General features: G+C 69.0%; 23 protein-coding genes. 11 read left to right on the forward strand and 12 right to left on the reverse strand.

Annotated elements, in window-relative coordinates; translation table 11 throughout:
- Positions 1-9: 9 nt before the first annotated feature.
- From AB0P21_RS08265 to AB0P21_RS08275, 3 genes are read right to left on the reverse strand one after another with little or no spacing between them, the layout of a single operon-like run.
- Positions 10-1,320 carry a hemolysin family protein gene (locus AB0P21_RS08265; RefSeq protein ID WP_363694819.1) on the reverse strand — a complete coding sequence of 437 codons (1,311 nt, stop codon included), beginning with the start codon at positions 1,318-1,320 and terminating at the stop codon, positions 10-12.
- 7 nt (positions 1,321-1,327) lie between these two features.
- The gene (gene ybeY / locus AB0P21_RS08270) at positions 1,328-1,807 is read right to left on the reverse strand and encodes an rRNA maturation RNase YbeY (RefSeq protein ID WP_363694821.1); all 480 of its coding nucleotides are present in this window, start codon (positions 1,805-1,807) and stop codon (positions 1,328-1,330) included.
- Positions 1,804-2,730 (reverse strand): PhoH family protein, encoded by a 927-nt coding sequence (locus tag AB0P21_RS08275; protein ID WP_363696462.1) that lies wholly within the window; start codon positions 2,728-2,730, stop codon positions 1,804-1,806. Before AB0P21_RS08275 ends, ybeY begins: the two co-directional genes overlap by 4 nt.
- On the opposite strand from AB0P21_RS08275, the gene AB0P21_RS08280 reads away from it, so the two are divergent.
- Positions 2,729-2,875, forward strand: coding sequence for a hypothetical protein (locus AB0P21_RS08280; protein WP_363694823.1), 147 nt, complete (start codon positions 2,729-2,731; stop codon positions 2,873-2,875). The genes AB0P21_RS08275 and AB0P21_RS08280 overlap by 2 nt on opposite strands.
- 33 nt (positions 2,876-2,908) lie before the next feature.
- Here AB0P21_RS08280 and AB0P21_RS08285 read toward each other — a convergent pair whose 3' ends face one another.
- Entirely contained in the window at positions 2,909-3,877 is a 969-nt protein-coding gene (locus AB0P21_RS08285) for a hypothetical protein (protein WP_363694825.1), read from the reverse strand.
- Between the two features lie 85 nt (positions 3,878-3,962).
- Between AB0P21_RS08285 and AB0P21_RS08290 the strand changes: the two genes are divergently transcribed.
- Both AB0P21_RS08290 and AB0P21_RS08295 read left to right on the forward strand, forming a co-directional pair.
- The gene (locus AB0P21_RS08290; RefSeq protein ID WP_363694827.1) at positions 3,963-4,472 is read left to right on the forward strand and encodes a SigE family RNA polymerase sigma factor; all 510 of its coding nucleotides are present in this window, start codon (positions 3,963-3,965) and stop codon (positions 4,470-4,472) included.
- Positions 4,469-5,599: a Gmad2 immunoglobulin-like domain-containing protein gene (locus AB0P21_RS08295; protein WP_363694829.1), complete on the forward strand. Its 1,131-nt coding sequence runs from the start codon at positions 4,469-4,471 to the stop codon at positions 5,597-5,599. The genes AB0P21_RS08290 and AB0P21_RS08295 overlap by 4 nt, the downstream gene beginning before the upstream one ends.
- A gap of 7 nt (positions 5,600-5,606) precedes the next feature.
- Here the strand turns inward: AB0P21_RS08295 and AB0P21_RS08300 are convergent, their stop codons facing one another.
- From AB0P21_RS08300 to AB0P21_RS08320, 5 genes are all read right to left on the reverse strand, one after another.
- The gene (locus AB0P21_RS08300; protein WP_363694831.1) at positions 5,607-6,323 is read right to left on the reverse strand and encodes a 16S rRNA (uracil(1498)-N(3))-methyltransferase; all 717 of its coding nucleotides are present in this window, start codon (positions 6,321-6,323) and stop codon (positions 5,607-5,609) included.
- Between the two features lie 22 nt (positions 6,324-6,345).
- The gene (gene dnaJ / locus AB0P21_RS08305; protein WP_363694832.1) at positions 6,346-7,488 is read right to left on the reverse strand and encodes a molecular chaperone DnaJ; all 1,143 of its coding nucleotides are present in this window, start codon (positions 7,486-7,488) and stop codon (positions 6,346-6,348) included.
- Positions 7,489-7,537: 49 nt separating this feature from the next.
- On the reverse strand, positions 7,538-8,557 hold the full coding sequence (gene hrcA, locus AB0P21_RS08310; protein ID WP_363696463.1) for a heat-inducible transcriptional repressor HrcA: 1,020 nt from the start codon (positions 8,555-8,557) through the stop codon (positions 7,538-7,540).
- Positions 8,558-8,676: 119 nt separating this feature from the next.
- On the reverse strand, positions 8,677-9,780 hold the full coding sequence (locus AB0P21_RS08315) for a Gfo/Idh/MocA family oxidoreductase (RefSeq protein WP_363694834.1): 1,104 nt from the start codon (positions 9,778-9,780) through the stop codon (positions 8,677-8,679).
- Complete coding sequence (locus AB0P21_RS08320; protein WP_363694835.1) at positions 9,765-10,406, reverse strand: ThuA domain-containing protein; 642 nt, start codon at positions 10,404-10,406, stop codon at positions 9,765-9,767. Before AB0P21_RS08320 ends, AB0P21_RS08315 begins: the two co-directional genes overlap by 16 nt.
- 116 nt (positions 10,407-10,522) lie before the next feature.
- On the opposite strand from AB0P21_RS08320, the gene AB0P21_RS08325 reads away from it, so the two are divergent.
- From AB0P21_RS08325 to AB0P21_RS08350, 6 genes are all read left to right on the forward strand, one after another.
- Positions 10,523-10,921 carry an EF-Tu/IF-2/RF-3 family GTPase gene (locus AB0P21_RS08325; protein WP_363694837.1) on the forward strand — a complete coding sequence of 133 codons (399 nt, stop codon included), beginning with the start codon at positions 10,523-10,525 and terminating at the stop codon, positions 10,919-10,921.
- Positions 10,922-10,955: 34 nt separating this feature from the next.
- Positions 10,956-11,744, forward strand: coding sequence for an MBL fold metallo-hydrolase (locus tag AB0P21_RS08330; RefSeq protein WP_363694839.1), 789 nt, complete (start codon positions 10,956-10,958; stop codon positions 11,742-11,744).
- 105 nt (positions 11,745-11,849) lie between these two features.
- Complete coding sequence (locus AB0P21_RS08335; protein WP_363694841.1) at positions 11,850-13,400, forward strand: NCS1 family nucleobase:cation symporter-1; 1,551 nt, start codon at positions 11,850-11,852, stop codon at positions 13,398-13,400.
- A gap of 54 nt (positions 13,401-13,454) precedes the next feature.
- A complete protein-coding gene (locus AB0P21_RS08340) occupies positions 13,455-15,218 on the forward strand; it encodes an acyltransferase domain-containing protein (RefSeq protein ID WP_363694842.1) in 1,764 nt (587 codons plus the stop codon).
- A complete protein-coding gene (locus tag AB0P21_RS08345; protein ID WP_363694843.1) occupies positions 15,215-16,831 on the forward strand; it encodes a fatty acyl-AMP ligase in 1,617 nt (538 codons plus the stop codon). The genes AB0P21_RS08340 and AB0P21_RS08345 overlap by 4 nt, the downstream gene beginning before the upstream one ends.
- The gene (locus AB0P21_RS08350) at positions 16,824-17,648 is read left to right on the forward strand and encodes a DUF3097 domain-containing protein (protein ID WP_363694844.1); all 825 of its coding nucleotides are present in this window, start codon (positions 16,824-16,826) and stop codon (positions 17,646-17,648) included. The genes AB0P21_RS08345 and AB0P21_RS08350 overlap by 8 nt, the downstream gene beginning before the upstream one ends.
- Here AB0P21_RS08350 and AB0P21_RS08355 read toward each other — a convergent pair.
- A complete protein-coding gene (locus tag AB0P21_RS08355) occupies positions 17,623-20,244 on the reverse strand; it encodes a DUF3376 domain-containing protein (protein WP_363694846.1) in 2,622 nt (873 codons plus the stop codon). The two genes, AB0P21_RS08350 and AB0P21_RS08355, sit on opposite strands and share 26 nt — an antisense overlap.
- A 119-nt stretch (positions 20,245-20,363) precedes the next feature.
- Here AB0P21_RS08355 and AB0P21_RS08360 point away from each other — a divergent pair, with 119 nt between their 5' ends.
- Both AB0P21_RS08360 and AB0P21_RS08365 read left to right on the forward strand, forming a co-directional pair.
- On the forward strand, positions 20,364-20,951 hold the full coding sequence (locus AB0P21_RS08360; protein ID WP_363694847.1) for a hypothetical protein: 588 nt from the start codon (positions 20,364-20,366) through the stop codon (positions 20,949-20,951).
- Positions 20,944-21,777 carry a hypothetical protein gene (locus tag AB0P21_RS08365; protein ID WP_363694849.1) on the forward strand — a complete coding sequence of 278 codons (834 nt, stop codon included), beginning with the start codon at positions 20,944-20,946 and terminating at the stop codon, positions 21,775-21,777. The genes AB0P21_RS08360 and AB0P21_RS08365 overlap by 8 nt, the downstream gene beginning before the upstream one ends.
- Here AB0P21_RS08365 and AB0P21_RS08370 read toward each other — a convergent pair.
- The gene (locus tag AB0P21_RS08370) at positions 21,774-22,787 is read right to left on the reverse strand and encodes a LacI family DNA-binding transcriptional regulator (RefSeq protein ID WP_363694850.1); all 1,014 of its coding nucleotides are present in this window, start codon (positions 22,785-22,787) and stop codon (positions 21,774-21,776) included. The genes AB0P21_RS08365 and AB0P21_RS08370 overlap by 4 nt on opposite strands.
- 117 nt (positions 22,788-22,904) lie before the next feature.
- Complete coding sequence (locus tag AB0P21_RS08375) at positions 22,905-24,230, reverse strand: ABC transporter substrate-binding protein (RefSeq protein WP_363694851.1); 1,326 nt, start codon at positions 24,228-24,230, stop codon at positions 22,905-22,907.
- Positions 24,231-24,364: the final 134 nt, after the last annotated feature.

A 24,364-nucleotide genomic window follows, 5' to 3' on the forward strand; every position in this document is an offset into this window, starting at 1 on the left:
GACGGGAGATCAGGCGGTCTGGTGACTGCTGTCCTGCGCCTGGTCGGCGGTGACACCGCGCCGGACCAGCACAGTACCGACCTGGTTGCGGCGGCCGGACGGCCGCTCCGCGGTGAGGGACAGTCCGAGCCCCTCGATCTCGACCTCGGCGCCGGGGATCGGCACCTTGCCGAGCAGTTTGGCCATCAGGCCGCCGACCGTGTCCACGTCGTCGTCGTCCAGCGGAATGCCGAACAGGTCGCCGAGCTCGTCGATCGGGTACCGGCTGGAGACCCGGTAGGCGCCGTCGGACAGCGCCTGCACCGCTTCCGGGGCTTCGTCGTACTCGTCGGTGATCTCACCGACGATCTCCTCCAGGATGTCCTCGATGGTGACCAGGCCCGCGGTGCCGCCGTACTCGTCGACGACGATCGCGACGTGCATCCGGGCCGCCTGCATCTCGCGCAGCAGCTGGTCGACCGGCTTGGAGTCGGGGACGTACATACACGGCCGCATCACCGACTCGACCCGCTCGGTGGATTCGGCCGAGGCGTTGTCGTAGACGCGGCGCATCACGTCCTTGAGGTAGACGACCCCGAGGATGTCGTCCAGCGACTCACCGATCACCGGGATCCGGGAGTAGCCGCTGCGCAGCGCCAGCGAGGTGAGCTGGCGCAGCTTCTTGTGCCGCTCGATGTAGACCATGTCGGTCCGCGGCACCATCACCTCGCGGACGATGGTGTCGCCGAGCTCGAAGACCGAGTGGATCATCTGCCGCTCGGTCTTCTCGATCACCGACGACTTCTCGGCCAGGTCGACCAGCGCGCGCAGCTCGGCCTCGGTCGCGAACGGTCCCTCGGCGAAGCCCTTGCCCGGGGTGAGCGCGTTGCCGACCAGGATCAGCAGCTTCGGCAGCGGCCCGAGCACCTTGGTCAGCGCCATCATCGGGCCGGCCGAGACGATCGCGAACCGGTCCGAGTGCTGCCGGCCCAGGGTGCGGGGCGCGACGCCGATCACCACGTAGGAGATCAACACCATCAGCACCGCGGTGATCAGGATGTGCGTCCAGGTCACCTCGAACACGTTCGAGAGGGCCTGGGTGACCAGCACGATCGCGGTGATCTCGCAGATCAGCCGGATCAGCAGCAGCGAGTTGAGGTAGCGGGGCGCGTCGGAGAGCAGCTCGCTCAGCTTCAGCGCGCGCAGGTTGCCCTGCTCCACCTGCTCGTTGGCCCGCACCTTCGAGTACGACGAGAAGGCGGCCTCGGCGCCGGCGAACAGCCCGGCGAGCAGCACCAGCACCGCAGCCACAACCAGCAGGACGCCGTCGTGGGAACTCACTGGAACTTCACTCCTGTCCGAGCCTGTTTCCGGGGGCCCGCCAGGCCTCCAGCAGTCTGCCCTGGACGTCCCACATCTCCGCCTTCTCGGCCGGTTCGGCGTGGTCGTAGCCAAGGAGGTGCAGGATGCCGTGCACCGTCAGCAGCTCGAGCTCGGCCCAGGTGCCGTGGCCGGCCTTCGCGCCCTGCGCGGCCGCGACCGTCGGGCACAGGGCGATGTCGCCGAGATGCCCGAGGGGCAGGTCGGCGTCGTCACCGGAGTCACCGCCCGGCCGCAGCTCGTCCATCGGCCACGACATCACGTCGGTCGGCCCCGGCAGGTCGAGGAACTCCACGTGGTACTTCGCCATCGTGTCCTCGTCGACCAGCTTGATCGACAGCTCGCACTCCGGGTGCAGCCGCAGTGACGACATCACGAACCGGCCCAACCGCATCAGTCCGTGGGCGTCGATCTCGACACCGGACTCGTTGTTGACTTCGACGTTCATTTTCTGGGCTCAGCGCTGCCTTCGTAGTTCTCGTAGGCCGACACGATCCGTCCGACCAGTTTGTGCCGGACGACGTCGTGCGCCGTCAGCCGGCAGAAGGTGAGGTCCTGGACGCCCTCCAGGATGTCCTGGACGACCCGCAGACCCGAATTCGTCCCGGTCGGCAGGTCGACCTGGGTGACGTCACCGGTGATCACCATCTTGGAGCCGAAGCCGAGCCGGGTGAGGAACATCTTCATCTGCTCCGGCGAGGTGTTCTGCGCCTCGTCCAGGATGATGTAGGCGTCGTTCAGGGTCCGGCCGCGCATGTAGGCCAGTGGCGCGATCTCGATCGTGCCGGCCGTCATCAGCCGCGGGATCGAGTCCGGGTCGAGCATGTCGTGCAGCGCGTCGTACAGCGGCCGCAGGTACGGGTCGATCTTCTCCGACAGGGTGCCGGGCAGGAAGCCCAGCCGCTCACCGGCCTCGACGGCCGGCCGGGTCAGGATGATCCGGTTGACCTCCTTGGCCTGCAGCGCCTGGACCGCCTTGGCGACCGCCAGGTAGGTCTTGCCGGTGCCGGCCGGGCCGATCCCGAAGACGATGGTGTTCTTGTCGATGGCGTCGACGTACCGCTTCTGGTTCAGCGTCTTGGGCCGGATCGTCCGGCCGCGGCTGGACAGGATGTTCTGGGTCAGCACGTCGGCCGGGCTCTCGCCCGGCTCGGCCTTGACCATCGCGATACTGCGCTCGACCGAGTCCGCGGTCAGCCCGTGACCGGTCCGGACGACGGCGATCAGCTCGTCGATCAGCCGCTCGGCCAGCGCCAGCTCGGCCGGCTCGCCGGACATGGTGATCTCGTTGCCGCGGACCAGGATGTCGGCGGCGAACTCCTTCTCGATGATGCGGAGGAACTCGTCCCGGGCGCCGAGCAGGGCCACCATGTCGATGCTGTTCGGCACGATGATCTTGTGGGACGCCGTCTGGCCGGCGCTTGCCGCGCTGGTCTCAGCGCGCGCCGCATCCGGGTGCGACGGCTCGATACTGCGTGGCCTGGACAGCCTCTTCCTCCTGATGCAGATGGTGTGAGATGACCAATGCTAGCCGTCTCCTCCGACAGGCTCACCCGATAAAACCCCGATCACCCCCGGGCAATGCCCTGACCAGGCTGTTTACCCCGTACTCCGGTACCGCCGCGAGCCCGTCCCCGGCGATCCGCGGCACTCCAGGCTGCGGATTCATCAGGGAGTTCAGCTTGTCGAGCTCCCCTGGCGCCAACCTGCTCCCTGATGCCTGTTCCAGCGAGACCCGCAGATCCCGCTCCGCCTGCCAGGCGGCATCCGGCCTCAGATTCACCGTCACGCCGTTCGGCGAGGCCCGCAGCATCGGATCGAGCGCCGCGCGCATCAGCGCCTCCGCCTGCGCCGGCTGCTCCAGCGCCCTCTCGTGCGCGATCAACATCGCGGCGGTCGCCTCGACCGCGGCCCGCGTCGTACCGGACCGAGCGCCAGGCTGGTCGAACTCGTCGGCATGGGTGTTTCGCCCGTCGTCGAGCCCCACCACATGCGACGGCGTGAACACGTGCAGCGACTCGATCGCGGCATCCACCTTGCCCTCGTACACAGCTTTGTCCCGCCACGCGTGCGCGCCGCTGTAGCTGTCCTGCAACGCGTGCGCCGCCGCGCCGAGATGCGTGAGCCGCTGCGCCGGGCTGCGCTCCCCCGACCGGGCCAGCCGCAACTGGTCGTGGAGAAATTTGGCGTTGGCCTCGAGATTGGCCGCGCCGTCGGCGTACGGGTTGGCCATGAAGTGCTCGGCCTGCGCCTCCGGGTTGAAGTACGCCGACTGCGCGGTCTTGCCGAGCCCGACGTACACGAAGGTCAGGCCGGTGCCGCCGGCGTTCCTGACCAGCCCGGCGCCGAGCAGCGCGTCCGCCTTGGCCTGCGCCTTGTCGAGCGCCGCGGCGTACTCCGGGCGGGTCAGGCCGCGGATCCTGCCACCGCTTCCGGCCAGCTCGTCGTACAGGCGGTCGGTCGCGGCGTAACTGATCTCCCGGTGGCCGGACCAGGCCGCGTCGCCGTGCTGCTTCATCTTTCCTCCGACCTGTTGTCAACCTGGAATGCTGCCTTCGCGTCTCTGTTGTGTGGCACAACCAGCCGTGATGTATCAAGAGTGCGTGGCACATGAGTCCTCGTGGGATGCAGACGAGGCGCTGACGGCTGTCTACACGGCGCATTACACGTCGTTGGTCCGGCTCGGCGCCCTACTGCTGCGCGACAACGGTTCGGCCGAGGAGATCGTGCAGGACGCCTTCGTGGCGATGCACGGCCGTTGGCACCGGCTGCGCGACCCGCACAAGGCCCTGGCCTACCTGCGGACCGCGGTGGTCAACCGCTGCCGCTCCCGGCAACGGCACCTGGTGGTGGTCGACAAACACCTGCCGAAGTCCCTGCCGGACGAGCCGAGCGCCGAACAGGCCGTGCTGCGCACCGCCGAGACCGATCGGGTGATCGAGGCGATGCGCACACTGCCGGAGAAACAACGCACCGTGATGGTGCTGCGGTACTACGGTGACCTGTCCGAGGCGGAGATCGCCGACACGATGGGGATCAGCCGGGGATCCGTGAAGAGCCACGCCGCGCGAGCGAGCAAGTCGCTGCGCCAGGTCCTGGAGCAGAGCGCATGAACGACCACAGGCACGAAAACGGGGACGACCCGTTCGACGAGTTGATGCGCCGCGCCCTGTCCGAGGAGGCCGGCAGAATCGACCCGACCGACGGTCTGCACGAGATCCAAGCACGGGTCAGCAGCCAGCGAACTCCGGTCACCCGCCGCCCCTGGGCGGTCACCGCGGGCCTGGCGGTCGTCGGTACCGCGGCAGCCGTTGGCGCTTTCGCAGTACTCAACGACACCGGCCAGAACGCAGACCAGCCCAACGTCGCCGGCGGCCCCGACACCACCACCAGCGCGTCATCTCTGCCGACCAGCAACGAGCCGACGCTGCCGGCCAGCCCAGTGCCCACGCCGTCACCGGCGGCCACCGACCTCCCGACCACGTCACCATCGGAGAAGACCCGCGGTGTCGAGGAACCGGCGCTCTCCGAGCCGAGGGCTGTCCCGATCTACTGGCTCGGGCGCGCGCCCGACAACAAGGCCGCGGAGTACCGGCTCTACCGGACCTTCAGCCAGGTCAAGGGCCGGCCGGCCTTCCAGGCCGTCGAGCTGATGACCCTGCCGAAGGTCGCCAACGATGCCGACTACGAGTCCCCCTGGTCAGGCGCCTCGGTCAGCTCGGTGCGGTACACCGGCGGCCTGATCCTGGTCGACTTCAAGCAACTCCCGCAGACCAAACTCGAGCCGGACGTCGCCGACATGGCGGCCCAGCAGCTCGTCTACACGGTCCAGGGCGCGCTGCAGCAGACCGCTCCGGTCCAGGTCACCGAGCGCGGCCGCCCCGCGAGGGACTTGTTCGGTGTCATCGACACCAGTACGCCGTTCAGCCGCGCCAAGGCCGCCGACGTCCAGGCACTGGTCTGGATCGAGACCCCGGAGAACAACCAGGTGGTCAAGTCCGGCTTCCTGGTCACCGGGACCGCGGCGGCGTTCGAGGCACAGGTGGACTGGCGGGCCACCAACCTCAAGACCAAGCAGATCGTGAAGAACTACACGATGACCGCGGAGGGCCAGAAGCTCTCCCCCTACAAGTTCAACCCCAAGCTCGGCCAGGGTGAATGGCTGATCGAGGTCTACCTGACCTCCGCCGAGGATGGCCGGATCACCGACGTCGACTCGAAGACGGTGACCGTGAAGTAGTAGCTGCTCAGGTCCAGCGGGAGCGGGCGAGCAAGGCTGCTGCGGCGGCGACACCGGCGGTTGACGTGCGGAGGACGGTGTTGCCCAGGCGGATCGGGGTGGCGGCGAAGGTGTCGAGTTCTGCAGGGGTGATGCCGCCTTCGGGGCCGACCACGATGACCACGTCGCCCGAGGCGGGAGGGTCGAGCGCGGCCAGTGGGGTGGTCGCCTCCTCGTGCAGTACGACGGCGAGCGCGGCGTCCGCGAGGAGTTTGGCGACCTCGGGCGTCGAGGCGATCGGCGCGACCTCGCCGAACCAGGAGCGGCGGGACTGTTTGCTGGACTCGAAGGCCCAGGACTGCCACTTGGACTGGGTCTTCGCGACCCGCTCCGGGTTCGCGCGGAACTGGCTGCGGTCCGCGTTCCACGGCACGATCAGGTCGACGCCGACCTCGGTGAGCATCTCCACGGCGAGCTCGGCCCGCTCACCCTTCGGCAGTGCCTGTACTACGACCAGCCGGGTCGCCGCCGGCTCGACCTCACCGCGATGGTCCACGGCGACGGTCAGGCCGGTCTTGGAGGACGCGATGACAGCGCCCTCCGCGAACGAACCGCGGCCATCAGTCAGCCGGATCCGCTCGCCCGGGCCGATTCGGCGTACGACGGCAGCGTGCCGCCCTTCTGCGCCGTCAAGTACTAGCTCAGCACCATCAAGCTCAGGCAGGTAGAAGACCGCGAGTCCCATCGCTCGGCAGCCTAAGTCGTTTTCAATGTGCGCCGAAGGCGTCACGCAGGCGTCCGAAGACACCCTTGTGGGCCGCCTGGACGTGCCCCTGCGGCCGCTCCTCGCCGCGCGCCTCGGCGATCTGCCGGAGCAGCGCCTTCTGCGCGTCGTCCAGCTTGGTCGGCGTCTCGACGATCACCTGGACGATCAGGTCGCCGCGGCCCGCGTGCCGCAGCCGCGGTACGCCGCGCGCGGTCAGCGTCATCGCCGTGCCCGACTGGGTGCCGGCGCGGATCTCCAGCGGGGTGGTCTCGCCTTCAAGGGTCGGCAGGTCGATCGTGGTGCCGAGCGCGGCAGCCGTCATCGGCAGCGTGACCGTGCAGTGCAGGTCGTCACCGCTGCGGGTGAAGATCTCGTGCTGCTCGACCTCGATCTCGACGTACAGGTCGCCGGCCGGGCCGCCGCCGGGGCCGACCTCGCCCTGGCCGGTCAGCTGCACCCGGGTGCCGCTGTCGACGCCGCCGGGGATCTTGACGGTGACGGTACGACGGGAGCGCACCCGCCCGTCGCCGGCGCACTCGACGCACGGGTTCGGGATGGTGGTGCCGAAGCCGCGGCAGTTCGGGCACGGCCGCATCGTCCGGACCTCGCCGAGGAACGAGCGCTGGGTGTGGGTGACCTCGCCCCGGCCGTGGCAGATCTCGCAGGTGACCGGCTCGGAGCCGGCCTGCGCGCCCGACCCGGTACAGGTCGGGCAGACCACCGCGGTGTCGACCTTCAGCTCGCGGGTCGTCCCGAAGGCGGCCTCGGCCAGATCGATCCGGAGCGGGATCAGCGCGTCCTGGCCGCGCCGGGTCCGCGGCCGCGGCCCGCGGGTCGCCCCGCCGGTCTGGCCGAAGAAGGCGTCCATGATGTCGGTGAAGGTGAACTGCTGGCCGAAGCCGGCGCCCGCTCCCCCACCCGGTCCGCTCGCGAACGGGTCACCGCCGAGATCGTGGACCTGCTTCTTCTGCGGGTCGCTCAGCACCTGGAACGCGCGGCCGATCTCCTGGAACTTGTGGTGCGCGTCCTCGGAATCGTTCACGTCCGGGTGGTACTGACGGGCCAGCTTGCGGTAGGCCTTCTTGATCTCGTCCTGTGATGCGTCACGGCTCACGCCCAAGACGGCGTAGTAATCGGTGCTCATACTCCAGACCACTTGGTAGGCAGTGTTGGGTGCGTTCTCTGGTGGAAGCTCACGAGTCGGCCAGGATCTGGCTGACGTAGCGCGCGACGGCGCGGACCGCGCCCATCGTGCTCGGATAGTCCATGTGGGTCGGGCCGACGATGCCGAGAGTGGCCAGCGCCTCCGACTTGGAGCCGTAGCCGGTGGCGACGACCGAGGTGGTGACAAGTCCTTCGTACGGGTTCTCGTGGCCGATCCGGACCGTCAGCGTCTGCGGGCTGGTCGCCTCGCCGAGCAGCTTGAGCAGGATCACGTGCTCCTCGAGCGCTTCCAGCACGGGTTTCACGTTGCGCTCGAAGTCGTCGCCGTACCGGGTCAGGTTGGCCGCGCCGCCGACCGCGATCCGCTGCTCGCCCTCGACCGTGAAGGCCTCCAGCAGGCTGGCCACGATCGCGGCCACCAGGTTGCGGTCGGCCGGGGCGAAGGTGTCGGTGACGTTCGCCAGCGAGGTGGCCGCGTCGGTCAGCCGCTGGCCGGTCAGGGCCGAGTTCAGCCGGGTGCGCAGGTCGGCGATCAACTGCTCGTCGACGTCCTCCTGCGCCTCGACGATCCGCTGCTCGACCCGGCCGGTGCTGGTGATCAGCACCAGCAGCAGCCGCCGCGGCGTCATCGTGACCACCTCGATGTGCCGGACACTCGAGCGGCTCAGCGTCGGGTACTGCACGATCGCGACCTGGCGGGTGATCTGCGCGAGCAGCCGGACAGTACGGCGTACGACGTCGTCCAGGTCGACCGCGCCGACCAGGAAGGACGAGATCGCCTTCTTCTCGGCCGGGGACAGCGACTTGACCGTGCTCAGCTTGTCGACGAACAGCCGGTAGCCCGCGTCGGTGGGGATCCGGCCGGCGCTGGTGTGGGGCTGGGTGATGTACCCCTCCTCCTCCAGCGCGGCCATGTCATTGCGGACCGTGGCCGGGGAGACGCCGAGGTTGTGCCGGTCGACCAGGGTCTTCGACCCGACCGGCTCGTGGGTGGCGACGTAGTCCTCGACGATGGCCCGGAGCACGTCCAGCTTGCGTTCGTCCAGCACCGCAACCACCCTCTCCGCCGCGTCGGCCACCGGGAGCCCTCTTGGCACTCCGGACTTTCGAGTGCCAGTCTACCGAGCCGTGGCCAGCCAGTACCCCACGAGCCAGCGTGGGACACATCTCAGGCCAGCTCGGGTGACGCCCCCAAAGGTACGGCGGCCGGCCGGGAGACCGTACTCGCCACGTCCAGCGACTGGTCCTGAGCGGCCGACTCGAGCACCGACTGCAGTACGTCGAGCACGTGGTAGGCCAGCGCTCCGTCGGCGCGATGCGGCTCGCCGTTGCGCAAGGCCCGAGCCATGTCCGCCACCCCGACCCCGCGCCCGGCATTGGCATACCCACCGGCCACCGGGAGCGCCGTCCAGTCGCGGTTGGCCGCGGTGGCAATCTCCACGGTCCCGTCGAAGTTGTTCGGGTCCGGGACCGACAGGCTGCCCTCGGTGCCGTAGATCTCAATCCGCGGCAGCCGCGCCGCCCACACGTCGAAGCTCATCAGCACAGTGGTTAGCGCACCCGACTCATGTTCCAGAACGCCGGTGACGTGCGTCGGCACCTCGACCGGGAACGTCTCCCCCGCCCGGGGACCCGTGTGGACCTTGCGCTGCTCCTGAGAGCGGCCTGCGCGACCAGTAACCCGGCGTACCGGGCCGAGGAGCGTGACGAGGCTCGTCACGTAGTACGGGCCCATATCGAGCAGCGGGCCGCCTCCTGGCTGGTAGTAGAACTCGGGAGCCGGGTGCCAGAGCTCATGTCCAGGCGTGACGAACGAGGCCGTCGCTGCAGTCGGTACGCCGATGTCGCCACGGTCGAGCGCCGCACGGGCGGTCTGGGTCCCGGTGCCGAGCACAGTGTCGGGTGCGCAGCCGATGCGGAGGTTGTTGGCCGCAGCGAGCTTCAGTAGCGGCTCAGCCTCGGCACGATCGACAGCCAGCGGCTTCTCGCCGTACACGTGCTTGCCGGCCTGCAGCGCCGCCTGGTGGACCGGTGCGTGCGCGGCCGGGATGGTCAGGTTGAGAACGATGTCGACCTCGGGGTCGGCGAACAGGTCGTCGGAGGTCAGCGCCCGGATGCCTGGATTCTGGTCGGCGATCGTCTGCGCCCTGGACAGGTCGAGATCGGCGACGGCGACCACCTGGACGCCGGGCAGCTTGGCCAGGTGTTCGAGGTACGTGCCGCTGATGACACCGGTGCCGACGATGCCGACGTTGGTCACTTGCTCGCCCACAGCAGCCCCCGCTCGATGATGGTGCGGATCTGCGGCGTCTCCAGGTCGGCGACGCTGTGGCCCGGCGTACAGACGAAGACCTTGCCCTCGCCCCAGCCGCGGGTCCAAACGGCCGGCATCGTCGCGCCCTTGATCCACGGGAAGTCCGGGTGCGCGGCGAAGGTGGTGGTGGCGAGCACGGTGTTGGTCGGGTCGGCGTGCACGTAGTACTGCTCGGTGGTCAGGTCGAACGCCGTCAGCCCCTCGACGATCGGGTCGTCGGAGACGATGTCGATCCGGTGGTCGACGGCGTTGCCCGGGTGCGAGACGAACTGGCCGCCGGTGATGAAGCTGTAGTCGGTGTTGCTGCGGAACGAGTCGACGATCCCGCCGTGCCAGCCGGCCAGCCCGGTACCGGAGCGAACGGCGGACTCGAGGCCCTTGACCTGTTCGGCGGTGATCTCGCTCATCGTGACGCACTGCAGCACCAGGTCGACGCCGGCCAGGTCGAGATAGCTCTCGGTGCTGTCGGAGACCGTCACCTCGAAGTCGTGGTCCCGCAGGAAGGGGATGAACAGGTCGGTCGCCTCGACCGGGACGTGTCCGTCCCAGCCGCCTCGGACCACCAGTGCCCGCCGTGTTGTCACGCCGCCCGCCCTTCGAGAGATCGGATGAATCGGTTCAGCTCTGCGACCTTAGGCGGGTCCGGAGGGGCCTTCAACCCCCGTCCCGACGACTGGATAAGCGGGTTAGGGTCGCCGGCATGGGATGGAAATTCTGGAAGCAGGAGCCGCGGGTGCAGGACACGATGCGAGGGCAGGACGGTCGGGTTCAGGACAGCCGGGTTCAGGACGGCGGCGTTCAGGACGGGCGGGTGCAGGACGCCGTACCGGCCGGGCCGTTCACGCTGCCGGTCGAGGACGTGTTCTCCATCACCGGCCGCGGCACTGTCATCACCGGGCGGGTCGCCTCCGGGCGGGTGCGGCAGGGTGACCAGGTGCAGATCACGCGGCTCGGCCAACAGATCGCCGTCAGCCGCGTCACCGGGGTCGAGGCGTTTCGCCGGCAGCTCACCGAAGCCGGTGCCGGGGACAACGTCGGGCTGCTGCTCGAAGGCATCTCCCGCGACCAGGTCCAGCGCGGCGACGTCATCTCCCACTGACAGCAGCGGCGACGGCGACGGTTAGGGTCGCGGTATGAGTGCGTGGGAAGAACTCGGCGACCGTACGTGGGTCCGCCGGTATCCGGAGTACGACGTCAATGTCGGGCTCGTCGTCGGCAGCGAAGGCGCCCTGGTGGTCGACACCCGGGGTGATCTGGAGCAGGGACAGCAACTGCTGGCCGACATCCGCGAGGTCACCGAACTGCCGGTCCGCTGGGTGGTCAACACGCACGCGCACTTCGACCACGTCTTCGGCAACCCGGCGTTCCCCGAGGCGAAGAGCTACGCGCAGGAGAACACCGCCGCCGCGGTCGCCGAGACCGTTGCCATCGACATCAGTTTCTCGGTGGCCAAGGTGATCGAGCTGGGTGACCGCCGGGTCGAGGTGCTGCACCTCGGCAACGGGCACACCGACGGCGACGTGGTGGTCGTCGTACCGGATGTCGACGTGTACTTCGCCGGCGACATGATCGAGGAGTCGGCGCCGCCGTCGTACGGCGAGGACTCGTTCCCGCTGCAATGGGCCGACACGGTCGACCGGCTGATCGGGCTGCTGACCGCGACCTCCAAGGTCGTCCCCGGGCACGGCGCGGTGGTCGACGCCGAGTTCGTCCGCGACCAGAACAGCGATATCGGCACGGTCGCCAACACCATCTCGGGGCTGCACCACAACGGCACGTCCCTCGAGGGGGCCCTCGCGCACGCCGAGGACTGGCCGTGGCCGCAGGCGCATCTCGAGCAGGCGGTACGCCGTGGGTACGCCGCCTTGGGCGCGCCGCCGCGTCCTACTCTTCCGCTGCTTGGCCTCGAAAAGGACGAGTAGCGACCACCGTCGGCGACGACGGTGACCCTGTGTTGTTGTGCGTTGACAGGACGTCCGCTATCCCGCACGTTGGTCCGACACACGACTGCGGACGAGGTGGCGACGATGGCGCATGCGGCACCGGCTTCTCCTGACCAGATCACCCACCCGGACGGACGGGTCGAGCTCTCCGATCCGGCGGTGATCGCCGACAGTCCGTACGGCAATGCGGAGCTGGCGCCGACCCGGCTGCCCGAGCGGCGCTGGTCGACGTACAACTACGCGGCGCTGTGGATGGGGATGGCGCACAACATCCCCAGCTACCTGCTTGCGGCCGGTCTGGTCGCGCTCGGGATGAACTGGCTGCAGGCCTTCCTGACCATCACCCTGGGCAACCTGATCGTGCTGGTGCCACTGCTGCTGAACAGCCATGCGGGGACGAAGTACGGGATCCCGTTCCCGGTCTTCGCACGCGCCTTCTACGGCGTTCGCGGGGCGAACTTCCCGGCGCTGCTCCGGGCGTTCATCGCCTGTGGCTGGTTCGGCATCCAGACCTGGATCGGCGGTCAGGCGATCTACGTGATCGTCGGCGAGCTGGCCGGCTCGGGCTGGACCAGCTCGTCCTCGATCGGCGGCCATCCGTGGACGATGTGGCTGAGCTTCGCGTTCTTCTGGGCCCTGCAGATGGTGCTGATCTGGCGTGGCATCGAGGGCCTGCGCCGGTTCGAGAACTGGGCGGCGCCGCTCGTCACGGTCGCCTTCCTCGCGCTGATGATCGCGATCCTGGTCAAGGCCGGTGGCTTCGGCCCGATCCTGTCGCAGCCGTCGAAGCTCGGCTGGGACGCCGACTTCTGGAAGATCTTCGCGCCGTCGCTGATGGGCATGATCGCGTTCTGGGCCACCCTGTCGCTGAACATGCCGGACTTCACCCGGTTCGGCAAAGGCCAGCGCCAGCAGGTGATCGGGCAGATCATCGGGCTGCCGACCACGATGTCGTTCATCGCGCTGGTCTCGATCATCACCACGTCCGGCACGGTGATCGTCTACGGCTCGGCGATCTGGGACCCGGTCGAGCTGACCCGGCGGTTCGAGAACCCGGTGGTGGTGACGATCGGCCTGGTGATGGCGATCCTGGCGACGATGTCGTGCAACGTCGCCGCGAACGTGGTCAGTCCGTCGTACGACTTCGCGAACGCGCTGCCCCGCTGGCTGAACTTCCGCACCGCCGGGCTGCTGACCGGCGTGATCGGGATCGTGATCCAGCCCTGGCGGCTGATCTCGGACCCGTCGATCTACATCTTCGTCTGGCTGTCGTTCTACGGCGGACTGCTGGCGTCGGTGGCCGGCGTGCTGATCGCGGGCTACTGGTTCATCGACCGCACCAACCTGTTCCTCGCGGACCTCTACCTGCCCAACGGCCGCTACTGGTACGCCGCAGGCTGGAACTGGCGAGCCGTCGTCGCGACGCTGATCGGGTCCGTCCTCGCGGTCGGCGGCGCCTACTCCAACCCAGGCGCCGGTCCGTTCCCCGCCGACGGTCTGATCCCGTTCCTGCAGCCGCTCTACGACTACTCCTGGGTGGTCGGCCTGATCGCCGGCTTCGTCGTCTATCTGCTGCTCACGATCGTCTCCCCGATCCGGCACCCGGCGCCGACACACGCCGTCGAGACCTACTGATCCGCGCTTCGGTCACAGCGTTGCCGCGGCCGATGATCTATCTTCGGTCGCGACATGGCTATCGCTGAGCGGGACCTCAGGAACTTTCTGGTCAACCGGATCGCGCGCTCGTGCGAGCTCCCCGAGGCGGAGGTCGACCCGGATCGGCTGCTCGAGCAGTACGGGCTCACCTCCCGGGACGCGGTCGCGGCGACTGCCGAACTGGAGGACCTGCTCGGCCGACGGCTGGAGCCGGCCAGCATCTGGCGCTACCCGACCGTCAACCAGATGGTTCGCGGCCTGCTCAGCGACACCTGGCCGGACGGCATCCCGATCACCCCGCCGGACCTCCTGACCGGCGAGGAGATCGCCGTCATCGGCCTCAGCTCCCGCCCGACCGGGTCAGTACTGGAGGTCGCCTGGGAAGCCCTCGAGTACGCCGGAATCTCGCCCAACGCCTTGGCCGGCACTCGCACCGGCGTCTTCGGCACCGACGCCCTGACCCCGCTGTTGCATCTGGGCGGCCCGGTCGAGACCACCGGTACTCCGGTCACGCAGGCGATGGCCAGCCTCCACCGAGGCGACTCGGACCTCGCTCTGGCCGTCCTCCCCGCGCTGGTCGACCAGGGCTGCCAGGTCGTGGTCTTCAAACGCCTGGCGGACGCCGCGCGCGACCTCGACCAAGTGCTTGCCCTGTGCACCGATCCGGAGACCGATACCGCCGACGGAGATTTCGTCGAGGCGGTCCTGACCGCCGATCGCGGGATGACTCGCGAACTCGTTCCCTTCCCCGTCGGCGAGACCATCGCAGTCCCCGAAGCCGTCGTACGCCGGATCCGTCCCGCCGAGCGCACCCCGTCGGCCGGCCCCACCCGGCTGTTGCTGTCCGATGTCTCGATCGACCGGGTCCGCGAGTACGCCGGCCAGCTCGCCGCCCATCTGCGCGCGACACCGGCCACCAGCTCCGCGGACGTCGCCCACACCCTGGCCCGGCGGATCGGCCGCGGGCCGGTACGCGCCGCCGTTGTCGGCCGCGAACGCGCCGACCTCACCGCCGCCCTGACAGCACTTGCCCAAGGCAACGAACACGCCAACGTCACCAGCGCCTTGGCGACTCCCGAGCCGCTGCATCCCAGCTGGGTCTTCACCGGCGAGTTCGCTGGTGCGGCCGCTGGGCAGGTCGCCGGCCCGGCCGACGGGTCGGCTGGCGCCGAGCCGAGCGGATTGTGGGAGCTCGCCGAGAGCGTGCCCGGCTTCGCGACCACCATCGCCGAGCTGGCCCCCTTGATGACCTGGGCAGCCAACGTCTCACTGCGCGACGCGGTCCTGACCGGAACCGTGCCGCCTGGCGACGAGCTCCCGATCGCCTTCGCCGTCCAGCTGGCCCTCGCCCTGTCCTGGCAGCAGTGCGGCGTGATCCCCGCAGCGATCGTGGCCGACGGATCAGGCGAGGTCGCAGCCGCCGTCCTCGCCGGCGCCCTGACTGCCACCGACGGCGCACGCGTGATCGCCGCCCAGGCGCGAACCCCAGATCAACTCACCACCACCCTGGCAGACCTAGCCCCCGGCGTACCACGGCTCCCGTTCTACTCAGCGACAGCGACCGACGCGACCCCGTTCAGCGCCGAGTACTGGGCGGCAAACCTCAAACAACCCGAAGCCCTCAGTACGACGATCAGCCGGGCCACCCTGGACGGCCACCAACTCTTCTTCGAACTGACCGCCGACGCGCTCGCCTTCCACACCCAACTCGCCAGGCTCGAAGTCCTCGGCCACCCGATCGTCGCACCGGCCGGCCGCGTCACCGACGTACCGGTTCCGCCCTGGCCTGCACAGTGACCACGATCGTCGACCTGGTCACCCGCTGGGCTCAGGAGAAGCCGGACCAGCCGGCGTACACCTACGTGGACCACCAGGCCGACACCCGGGCCACGCTCACCTGGGGACAGGTCGACGCCCGCGCCCGCACGACCGCGGCCGCGATCCGCGAGTACGCCGAGCCAGGCGACCGCGTCGCGATCCTCGCTCCCCAGGGGCTCGACTACCTGGTCGCCGTCCTCGGCTCCTGCTACGCCCGCACGATCGCCGTCCCGTTGTTCGCGCCCGACCTGCCCGGCCACCGCGCCCGACTCGACAGCGTCCTGGCCGACAGCGCACCCACCTGTGCCCTCGCGACCACGGCAGCCGTCGAGGGAATCGCCTGTCCGGTGATCGCGATCGACCAACTGGCACCGACCGACTGGCAACTGGAACCCATCGATCCGGACGACCTCGCCTATCTGCAGTACACCTCGGGCTCCACCGGCTCACCTGCCGGCGTGATGGTCTCGCACCGCAACCTGATCGCCAACGTGAGTCAGCTGATCGAGGCATTCGCCTTCCAGCCAGGCCGCTCGATGACGGTCAGCTGGCTGCCGTTGTTCCACGACATGGGCCTGATCCTCACTCTCGGCGTACCGATCCTGCACGGGGACCGGTCGGCATTCACCGATCCGGTCGCGTTCCTGATGCGCCCGGCGCGCTGGTTCCAGTTGGCCGACGAGTCGCTCGATGTCTACACCGCGGGACCCAACTTCGCCTACGACTACTGCGTCCAGCGAATCCCTAAGCGCAACGGTCTGGACCTGAGCCGCTTCAAGGCGTTCCTCAACGGCGCCGAGCCGATCCGCCCAGCCACCATCACCGCCTTCACGGAGGCGTTCCGCGGGTGCGGACTCGACCCGGCCAGCCACGTACCGGCGTACGGGCTGGCTGAGGCGGTGGTCTTCGTCGCCAGCGCGATCATCGACACCGAACCGACCATCACCCCCTTCGACCGCCAAGCCCTCACCACCGGCGTACTGCGCCCGCCCACCGGCCCGACCACCGAGCTGGTCTCCTGTGGCCCACCCCGCGGCCAGCACGTAGTCATCGCCGACCCCACCGGCACCCCACTACCCCCAGGCCACATCGGCGAGATCTGCATCGCCGGCCCCAACGTCACGCGCGGCTACTGGTCCGACCCCGCCCGCACCAGCGAGGTCTTCGCCGCCACCCTCACCGACGGCTCCGGCCCCTGGCTCCGCACCGGCGACCTCGGCGCCCTGTACGACGGCGAGCTCTACGTCACCGGCCGCCTGAAGGACCTGATCATCGTCGACGGCCGCAACCACCACCCGCAGGACATCGAAGCCACCATCCACGAGTCCCACCCGGCCCTGCGCCCCAACCGGGTCGCCGTCTTCTCGGTCCCCTCCCCCGACTCCGAACACCTGATCGTCATCGTCGAGCACACCACCCCCGACGACCCCACCGACACCATCCGCGCCGCCGTCACCCGCCACCACGACCTCCACGTCCACCACGTCCTGCTCGCCCGCCCAGGCACCATCCACCGAACCTCCAGCGGCAAACCAGCCCGCAGTTCAACCCGCGATTGGTACCTGAACGGGTTAGGTTTGGCGGGTGGCTGATCGGTATGGACGTGACGTGTTGTCGGAGGACTGGCGCAAGCCCAAGAACGGGCGGACCGTCGATCTGGTGATCGAGAAGGGGCTCGTGGTCGAGGAGCCCAGCTCGGGGTACGTCGGCGCCGTCGTGCGGTGGGAGCACGGCGTGGTCGATCTCGAGGACCGGCACGGCAAGATCAAGACGTATCCGCTCGGGCCGGGGTTCTGGGTGGACGGCAAGCCCGTCAACCTGATCGCGCCGAAGAAGGCCGGGCCGGCCAAGAAGACCCACACCGCCTCCGGGTCGGTCGCGGTGTCGAACGTGCGGGCCAAGGTCGCGCGGGCCAGCCGGATCTACGTCGAGGGCCGGCACGACGCCGAGCTGGTCGAGCGGGTCTGGGGTGACGACCTGCGGATCGAGAGCGTCGTGGTCGAGTACATGGAGGGCATCGACGACCTACCGGCGATCGTCAGCCGGTTCCGGCCCGGTCCCGGCCGGCGGCTGGGCGTCCTGGTCGACCACCTGGTCGAGGGCTCCAAGGAGTCCAGGATCGCCGCCGAGATCAGCAACCGGGACGTGCTCGTCGTCGGCCACCCGTACATCGACATCTGGGAGGCGATCAAGCCGTCCTCGGTCGGGATCGCCGCCTGGCCGAAGATCCCGCGCGGGCAGGACTGGAAGAAAGGCGTGCTGGAGTCGTTCGGCTGGCCGGCCACCGACCAGGCCGACGTCGCCGCCGCCTGGAAGCACATCCAGTCCAAGGTGCGCAGCTACGCCGACCTGGAGCCCGAACTGCTCGGCCGGGTCGAGGAGCTCATCGATTTCGTGACCCAGGACTGATCGCCGGCACCCGCTCCTCGATCCAGCCGCGGATCCGCCGCCGGACCCGGCGAATGAACAACGATCCGACAAAGGCGGCCACCCCGGCGGTCAGCACCACTCCGGCGAGCAACGCAGCGACGATACGTACTGCGGCCAGGTCGACCACCCCGGCCACCACCAGCAACAGCGCCGCGGCGCCCAGCAGCGCCGGCGGCAGCCAGCGCTGGAAGATCAACGGCCGCTGAGCCGGGATCAGCTCGGCGTTCTTCACCAGCCGATGCCACAAGCTGTGCCGCGCCGGTTCGGTGAACCACCGCGCAACCTGCAGCAACCAGGTCTCGGGCTTGTTCTTCCGCCCCGCCATCGCCTTCACCCAGTCGCCGACCGCCGGGTTCAGCCCACCCGACACATCGACCATCCGGTCGGCCAGCCCCTTGGTCGTCGCGATCCCCTCGCGGCTCGTGTTCAGCTCGTCCCGCATCGTCGTCAGCGCCGCCAGCCCGGCATCGACCGGGAAGTCCTCGGCCAGCCGCTGCACCCGCTCGGCGACCTTGTCCAGCTTCCACTCCTCCGACTCCAGCACGAGTTGCTGCGTCTCGCGGATCCAGGCCGGGTCGGCGCCGAGCATCGCGCCGAGATGCGCGACGCAGTGCAGCCGGCCCATCAGCCAGTCCCAGCGCCGCCAGTCCGCCGCCCCGAAGGCCCCGAAGTGACCAACCTGCGAGCCGTAGAGGATCCGCTCCTTCAGATCGTTCGCGATCGAGCCTTCCGGCAGTTCGTCCAGCAGCCGGAGCGGGATGTCCGGTCCGAGCCGCAGGAACTGGAACGGCGCGCTGCGCTGCTGCGGCGTCCGCGCCGACGTGCAGCGCGAGACGATCTCCACCTCCAGCGCGGTCTCCACCACCTCCGCGCCGACCACCTCGATCAGCGCCGCGAACTCGTCACCCAGAGCCCGCTGCACCCGCAGCGCCTCGAAGATGTCGTTCAACGCGACCGCGACGGCCTCCGCTCCCCCGGCAGGCTGAAGATCCAGATCCGCCTCGGCCAGCTCTTCGGACAACGCGTCCCGCACCGCCTGGACCCTCAGCAGGCTGTCGCTCGTCGCCTTCAACCGCCGCTCCAGATCGGCCCGCAGCTCCCGCGGCGCCTTGTCGATCTGGGTCCGCAGCGACCGCAGTACCAGCCGTACTACGCGCTCCGCGGCGCCCGTCCCCCAAGCCCAGCAGGGATCCCCGGCCTTGTCGCTGGTCAGCGGCGCGATCGATCCATCCGGCTCAGGCACCCACGGGTGCTCGGTGTCGAGGATCTCGTCGATCTCCGCCTCCGACAACGCGGTGGCCGCATCGAGCACCGTCGACTGGTCGTGCGTCGCGATCGTGACGGCCTCCCACACCCCACCGGCCGCGCGCCCGCGCGCGTACGCCGGTTGCAGCAGCCCGGCCGCCTGCTTCAGCCGCAACCGCTCATCTTGTTGCCCAACGCAACGATCAAAGAGTCGCTGCGAGTCGGACCAGGACGCGTCCGCCTCCAGCAGCAACCGCTCGAGCTGCTCCACGTCGGAGCGGAAATCCACCTCCCGCGGGAACTGCACCGCCGACATCGCGGCCACTCGCCAGCCCGGCTCGGTCGCATCGGCCAACCGGGTCTCGGCCGCAGTGCCGATGCCGGCCGACGGTACGACGTACAGGACGTAGCGGCTGGCTCGTCCCGTGACCGGGCGCCGGGCGACCACATCAAGAACCGGCCCGAACGGCGCGTTGTCGAGCACACCGCCATCCACCAGCCACGTCCCGGACTCCGCCTGCGTGGGCTGGACGCGTGGTGGCGACGCCGCCATGTTCGGCGTCTCCAGCACCGGGCCGAACGCCGCCGGGAACGACGCCGACGCGCGCGCCGCCCGGGCAAGCAGTCCGGTGTCCCGCAGCCCGTTCTTCGCGCTGACCGAGAACTCCCGCTGCTTCCCGTCGTAGACGGCCGCCTTCTCGCTGGTGAAGCAGAACAGATACCGATGATCCGGTACGGCGAACCGCTGCCCCGCCGCGTCCTTCGCCTCGAACTGCTGCACCCCGAGCCCCGACGCGGTGACGAACAACGTGACCGGCTCGGCCGCCGACGGCTTACCCGCCTTCGCGACCCCGTCGAGCAGATTCTTCAGCTCCTTGAGGAAGTACTTGCCGTCCAGCACCGAGGTCGAGGGCACACCGACGGCCGGCACCAGCTTGCCGACCTCCAGCGATCCGAGGCCGACCCATCGCTGCCGCAACCACGGTCCGCCGTCACCATCGCTGTCGCCGTCACCGTTGCTGTCGCTGTCGCTGTCCGGATCGAGCGTCGACCCGTTGGCGATCGCTGTCGCCAGCAACGATCCGTTCAGCCCGCCCGCACTGGTCCCGGCGATCACGTCGACCACCACCCGCCTGCGTTCACCCCCTCGACGGCACAGCGCTCGCCACCGGGCCGCGAGCTCTTCGTCGTAGGACTGAGCCTTCGGCGCCGAGGCGGCCCCGGACGCCCGCCGGATCAGGTCCAGCTCGTGCGTGACTCCACCCATCCAGACCGCCAGGCTCACCCCGCCGTTGAGCACCAACGCGATCCGGATCTCATGATCGGACATGGATCCCCCCTTGTCTGTTGGTAGAAATACCAGGAGGTGGCGAACTTTCCCAGAGCGAGACACCCGAACTGTTGTCGCCGATTGCGGATACCGCCATCCTGATTGCGGGGGTGGAAGCCATGGCCCAGTGGCGTCCGATGGTCGCGATCGTGGTGTCGATGCTGTTGTTCGGCTGTGCTGGCAACGATTCGGCCGGAGACGATCCGGTCACGCTGGTGCCGACCGAGACCACACCCACGGAGCCGACGCCGACCAGCGAGCCACCGCTCGAGCCGACCGATCCGGAGAGCAGCCAGCCGACCCAGCAGAAGCCGTCGATCGAGATCGCCTCCGCGCCGATCGGCGGCAACGTCGAGACCACCCAGCCCGGCTACCAGTGCGCCGAGGTGAACTGGCTCGGCAAGAACCCGATCCCGGACGGCACCTCGATCAAGGTCGGCTCCCCGCACCTCGAACCAGGCGGCGTCTTCGAACTGGACCAGACCGCCTGCGGTGACAAGACGCCCTTGTGCACCGGCGACATCGAGTGGCAGGCCGGCAGCTTCCAGCCCTGCTACGTCGGGGCGAAACAACTCACCGCCGGCGACCCGGTCGCGCTGATCCTGTCGGTCTCCGCGGAGTGCGCGACCGAGGCCGACTGCAAGGCGTTGCCGGGCAACGTGCCGGGGAGTCAGATCTCGTTCGCACCGGGCCCGCCGAGTGGCTGACGAGCAGAACCAGGCCGAGCGCTGGATCAGTTTCGCCGCCCGCATCGTGGCGCCGGTGACCCTGATCAGCGGCTTGCTGTTCTACTTCGGCTACGTCTCGGCCCGCGCGCAGTACGAGTACTTCGGGGTCGACGTCGACACGATCGGCCTGGACACCCAGGACTACGTGATGCGCAGCCCGCAACCGCTGCTCGTCCCGTTGCTCGTGATGACACTGCTCGCGGTCGCCGGACTCCTGCTGCACAACGCGATCCAGCCGACCGTCCTGGCGATTCGCCGCGCCAAGATCGGCGCCGTCGCGCTGCTACTGCTCGGCATCGTCGGGCTGATCGGCTATCCCCTGCTCCGCCACGTCCCGTACTACGCGCTGATCGTCCCGTTCGTGATCGGCCTGGCCGCGGCGGCCCTGGCCTACCTCTCGTACTTCGATCGCAAGGCGGCCGGCCTCACTCCGCAGTACGTGCTGATCGGGTTGCTTGCGGCCGTCACCACGACCTGCGCGTTCTGGGCGACGGCCACCACGGCGCAGTACTCCGGTCGCGGGCTGGCCAAGTCGGACGCGGAGAACCTGCGGCAGTTCCCGGTGGTCATCCTCGACACCAAGGAACGCCTGCAACTGCGCTCACCCGGGATCGAGGAGACCGCGCTGCGGACGGGGACCGGTCAGACCTTCAACTACAGGTACCGCGGGCTGCGGCTCCTGGTGGTCGGGCAGAACAGGCTGTTCCTGGTCCCGCAGGAGTGGAACGCGTCGAACACGACTCTGGTGCTGCCACTCGACGGCTCGATCCGGGTGCAGTTCCAGTTCCAGAACGACCCGCCCTAGGCGGATCCCCGAACGATCAGCTCGGTGTCGAAGATTTCTGGGCTCGTCAGATCGGCGCCCGCGAGCTTGGCCAGCAAGATCTCAGCCAACCGCGTCCCCAGCTTCTCGACCGGCTGCCGCACGGTCGTCAGCTTGGGCGTGGTCGTCGTCGCCACCACCGAGTCGTCGAACCCAACCACCGCGACGTCCTCCGGCACCCGCTTGCCACGCTGCGACAACACCCGCAGCGTCGCCGTCGCCATCAGGTCGTTGGCGACGAAGATCCCGTCCAGCTCCGGGTGCAGGTCCAGCAGCCGCACAGTGGCCTGCTCCCCGCCGTCCGGGGTGAAGTCGCCGTACGCGACCGCCTCGGCGATCCCGGCCGCCTTGACGGCCTCCTGATAGCCGGTGAGCCGGTCCAGCCCCGCGGTCATGTCGAGCGGTCCGGCGACCGTGCCGAGCTTGCGCCGCCCGATGGACAGCAGGTACTCGACCGCTGTCCGCGCGCCGGCGACGTTGTCCACGTCCACACTGGCGACCGGTACCTCGACGCCGAGCGGCCGCGCGCTGAACACGATCGGCAGCGGCAGCTGGGCCAGTTCCTGCAGCACGTTGTCGCGCCCGTGGTGGCTGACGATGATCGCGCCGTCCACGTGCCCGCCGCGCAGGTAGCGCAGCAACCGCTGGTCGTCACCCTCCGCGGGCTCGATCAGCAGCACCAGCTGCGACGAGGTCGGCGCGAGCGTCATGCTGATCCCACGCAGGATCCCGGCGAAGAACGGGTCGGAGAACACCCGGCTGTCCGGCTCCGGCACCACCAGTGCGACCGAGTCGGTCCGGCGCGTCACCAGCGCGCGGGCAGCCCGGTTGGGCACGTAGCCGAGCACCCCGATCGCGCGCTCGACCGCTGCCACCGTCTCCGGCAGCACCTTGGGCGATCCGTTCACCACCCGGGAGACCGTCGCGCGGGAAACCCCTGCCAGCGCAGCAACCTGCTCCAGCGTGGGAGATCCACTGCCCTGACCCTGCATCCGACACGGACCTCCCCGGCTGGTTATGAACCTTGCCACCGTAGTACCAATCGGGGCCGTGCGCCGGAAACACCGCCGTACGCGCCAGGAGTGCCCGTGGCGGCGGGCTCGCGGGTACTAGCCGCCCTTGCGGATGTTGGCTGCCTTGTCGGCTTCCCGCAGGGCCTGTTTCCAGGCGGCGTCCGGTTTCTGCTTGCCCGCGTCGACGCGCTCCAGCGCCACCGTGAAGACGTGGTTGATCTCGCCGTCGCGGGGACCCTTGTGCTGTTTGAGGATCACGTTCTTGGCCCGCTCGATGAAGATCTTGCCGACCGGCGCGTTGTTGAAGTACTGGTTCACCTGGCTCTTCACCTGCGGCGCGTCGTACGCGTCGATGGTGGAGGGGAACGAACCGACCTTCTTGAACACCTTGATCTGCTGCTCCGGCGCGGTCAGCCAGGCGGCCAGCTTGGCGGCCTCGGCCGGCTGGGTCGACTGCACCGGGATGGTCAGGTACGAGCCGCCCCAGTTGCCGCCGCCGCCCGGGAACACGTCGGCGACGTCCCACTTGCCCTTGCCGTAGCTGCCCGCGTTGTCCTGGATCACGCCGAGCAGCCAGCCCGGGCAGGCGATGGTCGCGAACGCGTCGGTCTTGAACGCCTTGGTCCACGGGTCGCTCCAGGCCGGCAGCTTCGCCGACAGCCCGTCGTCGTACCCGTCGATGATCTGGTCCCAGGTGGTCTTCAGCAGCTGGTTCTCGTCGCCGAGGTACCGGTCGTTGTTGGAGTAGTAGGCCTGGATCAGCTGGTTGCGCATCGCTTCCCAGGTCAGCACGGACGAGTCGTACCAGGCCGAGTTCGGCACCTTCGCCTTGAACTTGCGGCCGGTGGCGAAGTACGACGCCCAGTCCGGGAACATCGCGGCGACCTTGGCCCGGTCGGTCGGCAGGCCGGCCGTGGCGAACAGGTCCTTGCGGTAGCAGATCGCCTCCGGGCCGATGTCGGTGCCGTAGCCGATGATCTTGCCCTCGGAGGTGGTCGCGCCGGCCACCTTCCAGTCCAGCCAGCGGCCGGTCAGGTCGTTGGCGCCGAAGTCACGCAGGTCGACGAACTTGTCGGCCTTGGCCAGGTAGTTGTAGATCCAGCTGACCTCCATCGCCTCGATGTCGGCCAGCCCGGAACCGGCCGCCAGGTTCGTGTCGAGGTTCTTGATGTGCTCGTCGACCGTCTTGGCCTTCCGCGGCGTGATCTTGATGTTCGGGTGCTCGGACTCGTACTCGCGGTACAGGTCGTCGTAGCCGAACTCGTTGAACGTCGCGATGGTCAGCTCGATCCTCGGGCCGTCGGCGTCCGAGCCGGACCCCGAGGAGGACTGCTGGTCACTGCCACCGCAGGCGGTCGCGAGCAGAGTGAGGCTGCAGGCGAGGGCCAGGACGGCACTGCGTTGGCGGGCACTGGGCCGCATGGGAAATGCTCCCTGATACAGAGGACGGGTTGAGAGCGCTCTCGGTTGTGAAAGTTGCTTGAGTTTCGAGCGTTTCAACTGAGTGTGTCAAGCACCACAGCATCACTCTGAGACACCGGACCGACTTGGTCAGT

The sequence above is a fragment of the Kribbella sp. NPDC056861 genome (assembly GCF_040687575.1).
In the GTDB taxonomy this organism is placed as follows: Bacteria; Actinomycetota; Actinomycetes; order Propionibacteriales; family Kribbellaceae; genus Kribbella.

Coding starts and splice junctions, on each gene's coding strand:
- ybeY (WP_363694821.1), bottom strand. CDS start 1,807: ATGAACGTCGAAGTCAACAACGAGTCCGGTGTCGAGATCGACGCCCAC.
- AB0P21_RS08280 (WP_363694823.1), top strand. CDS start 2,729: ATGTCGATGCTGTTCGGCACGATGATCTTGTGGGACGCCGTCTGGCCG.
- AB0P21_RS08275 (WP_363696462.1), bottom strand. CDS start 2,730: ATGGTGGCCCTGCTCGGCGCCCGGGACGAGTTCCTCCGCATCATCGAG.
- AB0P21_RS08285 (WP_363694825.1), bottom strand. CDS start 3,877: ATGAAGCAGCACGGCGACGCGGCCTGGTCCGGCCACCGGGAGATCAGT.
- AB0P21_RS08295 (WP_363694829.1), top strand. CDS start 4,469: ATGAACGACCACAGGCACGAAAACGGGGACGACCCGTTCGACGAGTTG.
- AB0P21_RS08300 (WP_363694831.1), bottom strand. CDS start 6,323: ATGGGACTCGCGGTCTTCTACCTGCCTGAGCTTGATGGTGCTGAGCTA.
- dnaJ (WP_363694832.1), bottom strand. CDS start 7,488: ATGAGCACCGATTACTACGCCGTCTTGGGCGTGAGCCGTGACGCATCA.
- AB0P21_RS08325 (WP_363694837.1), top strand. CDS start 10,523: ATGGGATGGAAATTCTGGAAGCAGGAGCCGCGGGTGCAGGACACGATG.
- AB0P21_RS08330 (WP_363694839.1), top strand. CDS start 10,956: ATGAGTGCGTGGGAAGAACTCGGCGACCGTACGTGGGTCCGCCGGTAT.
- AB0P21_RS08335 (WP_363694841.1), top strand. CDS start 11,850: ATGGCGCATGCGGCACCGGCTTCTCCTGACCAGATCACCCACCCGGAC.
- AB0P21_RS08340 (WP_363694842.1), top strand. CDS start 13,455: ATGGCTATCGCTGAGCGGGACCTCAGGAACTTTCTGGTCAACCGGATC.
- AB0P21_RS08355 (WP_363694846.1), bottom strand. CDS start 20,244: ATGTCCGATCATGAGATCCGGATCGCGTTGGTGCTCAACGGCGGGGTG.
- AB0P21_RS08360 (WP_363694847.1), top strand. CDS start 20,364: ATGGCCCAGTGGCGTCCGATGGTCGCGATCGTGGTGTCGATGCTGTTG.
- AB0P21_RS08370 (WP_363694850.1), bottom strand. CDS start 22,787: ATGCAGGGTCAGGGCAGTGGATCTCCCACGCTGGAGCAGGTTGCTGCG.
- AB0P21_RS08375 (WP_363694851.1), bottom strand. CDS start 24,230: ATGCGGCCCAGTGCCCGCCAACGCAGTGCCGTCCTGGCCCTCGCCTGC.